This window comes from Bacillus sp. MBGLi79, from assembly GCF_002953915.1.
Genome location: NZ_CP026521.1, coordinates 2,264,961 through 2,266,702 on the forward strand (window position 1 = coordinate 2,264,961; position 1,742 = coordinate 2,266,702).

3 protein-coding genes are annotated in these 1,742 nt (G+C 44.2%); all 3 read left to right on the forward strand.

The window, feature by feature from the left end:
* A partial coding sequence (locus C1T29_RS11295; protein WP_231516559.1) for a cytochrome c biogenesis protein CcdA occupies positions 1-699 on the forward strand: 699 nt, incomplete at its 5' end.
* A gap of 83 nt (positions 700-782) precedes the next feature.
* Complete coding sequence (locus C1T29_RS11300; protein ID WP_025809950.1) at positions 783-1,154, forward strand: response regulator; 372 nt, start codon at positions 783-785, stop codon at positions 1,152-1,154.
* Between the two features lie 73 nt (positions 1,155-1,227).
* On the forward strand, positions 1,228-1,722 hold the full coding sequence (locus C1T29_RS11305) for a CcdC family protein (RefSeq protein ID WP_020451600.1): 495 nt from the start codon (positions 1,228-1,230) through the stop codon (positions 1,720-1,722).
* The last annotated feature ends 20 nt before the right edge of the window (positions 1,723-1,742 follow it).

Genomic DNA, 1,742 nt, shown 5'->3' on the forward strand with positions numbered 1-1,742 from the left:
ATCAACTATATTCTCGCTTTCGGTGCAGGGTTTCGATCGTTTATTTCGCCATGCTGCCTGCCGCTGTATCCCGCTTTTTTATCATATATTACAGGTGTCAGCATGAGTGAAATCCATTCTGACAGACTTATGTTTCAAAAAAGGAGCCTGATACATACGATCTTTTTCCTGATTGGCTTTTCGATGATCTTTGTGGCTCTCGGCTACAGCACATCGCTTGTCGGGTCCTTTTTTAAGGATTATCATCAGCTCATCAGGCAGCTTGGCGCGGTATTCATCATCTTTTTTGGATTTGTCACACTGGGGGTTTTTAAGCCTGAATTTTTAATGAAAGAAAGGCGCCTCCATTTTAAAAACAGGCCCGGCGGCCTGCTCGGTTCTGTCGGAATCGGAATGGCATTTGCCGCCGGCTGGACGCCCTGCACCGGTCCGATTCTTGCAGCGGTCATCACACTCGCCGGAACGAACCCGATGTCGGCCGTACCTTATATGGTGCTTTATGCGCTCGGATTCAGCCTGCCGTTTCTGCTCCTGTCTTTTTTCATGACAAAGATGAAATGGCTTCGGAAGCATCAGCTCATCATCATGAAGATCGGCGGAATTGCAATGATTGCAGTCGGAATCCTGCTGTTCTTTGACTGGATGACGAAAATCATTATCGTACTGTCAGGCCTGTTCGGCGATTTCAGAGGCTTTTAGATACCTGGCTAAGGACCGCCTTGGTTTTTTGTTATAATAGGACTTATTCACAGCAAAATTGAATAATGATGTTGGAGGGGAGTATGACAAGGGTTTTAATTGTTGATGATGCAAAATTTATGAGAGATAAAATCAGAGAAATACTTGAAACAGAAGACTTGCAAGTCGCGGGTGAAGCCGGGAACGGGGAAGAAGCTGTTTTGCTTTATCAAGAGCTGCAGCCGGACTTGGTTATCATGGATATTACAATGCCTGTGAAAAACGGGATTGAAGCTTTAAAGGACATGATCCAGTTGAACCCGAAGGTGAAAGTGATCATGTGTACGGCCATGCGGCAAAAGCGAATCGTTGTTGAAGCGATCGAAGCCGGAGCCAAGGACTTTATCGTCAAGCCTTTCGAGGAGACGAAAGTCGTCGAAGCGATTCGCCACGTGCTGGGAAATCCTTGCACCTGAAAAACCTGAACATGGTTTTTTTCTTCGTTTTGGAGTATAGTAACAAGTAGAGAAATTAGCTTTAGAAAAAGGGATGATATGTATGATGATCGTCGTTTCATCTATACTTGCCGTCGTGATGGCCGTCATTGTCATGGCTGTCAGAATCAAGTCATCTGAAAAACCGGCTACGGCCAAAAAAATTATACTGCCTCCGATTTTTATGAGCACCGGTGCTCTCATGTTTTTATTTCCGATGTTCCACGTGACCGGTGCCGAATTTTTGGAAGCTCTCACAGTGGGCATGATCTTTTCTATTTTCTTAATTAAAACCTCAAAATTTGAAATCCGCGATGATAAAATCTATATTAAACGCTCCAAATCGTTTGTGTTTATTTTAATTGCGCTGCTCGTCATCCGGATCGCGATGAAGAGCATATTAAGCACAACGATCGATTACGGCGCACTGAGCGGAATGTTTTGGATTCTGGCTTTCGGGATGATCGTTCCTTGGCGGATTGCCATGTTTTTATCGTTCAGAAAGCTTTCAAGCCAGATTGAAGCGTCAAATCACATACAGGTCAATTAAAACAAAACCTTTCCTTCTTT

Excerpts from the sequence above, each read along its gene's own strand:
- C1T29_RS11300 (WP_025809950.1), top strand. The coding sequence starts at position 783 with ATGACAAGGGTTTTAATTGTTGATGATGCAAAATTTATGAGAGATAAA.
- C1T29_RS11305 (WP_020451600.1), top strand. The coding sequence starts at position 1,228 with ATGATATGTATGATGATCGTCGTTTCATCTATACTTGCCGTCGTGATG.